At 71.0% G+C, this 403-nt stretch carries 1 protein-coding gene; it reads right to left on the minus strand.

Going from position 1 to position 403, the window contains the following annotated elements; translation table 11 throughout:
• On the minus strand, positions 1-403 hold a 403-nt coding region (locus RNC47_RS37260; protein WP_311605312.1), incomplete at both ends, for an adenosylhomocysteinase.

The raw sequence follows: 403 nt of genomic DNA on the forward strand, positions 1-403 counted from the left end.
GTCCACTTCTGCGGGGACTCGCCGAGGGTGCGGTTCAGCAGGGTGAGGATGTACGCGTACTCCTCGCTGTCCGCCGTCGACGGGTCCGGGGCCGCGCCCGCCTTCTCGAACTCGACGCCCTTGTGGACCAGGAGGGTGGCGTCACCGCCGTCGTCCAGGATCATGTTCGGACCGCCCGTCGGGGTGTTCGGCCAGGTCAGCGCCTGCTCCGTGCACCACCAGTACTCCTCCAGCGTCTCGCCCTTCCAGGCGAAGACCGGGACGCCCGCAGGGGCCTCCGGGGTGCCGTTCGGGCCGACGGCGATGGCCGCGGCGGCGTGGTCCTGGGTGGAGACGATGTTGCAGGAAGCCCAGCGCACCTCCGCACCCAGAGCCACCAGCGTCTCGATCAGCCCCGCCGTCT

The sequence above is a fragment of the Streptomyces millisiae genome, from assembly GCF_031845425.1.
Classification (GTDB): domain Bacteria; phylum Actinomycetota; class Actinomycetes; order Streptomycetales; family Streptomycetaceae; genus Streptomyces; species Streptomyces millisiae.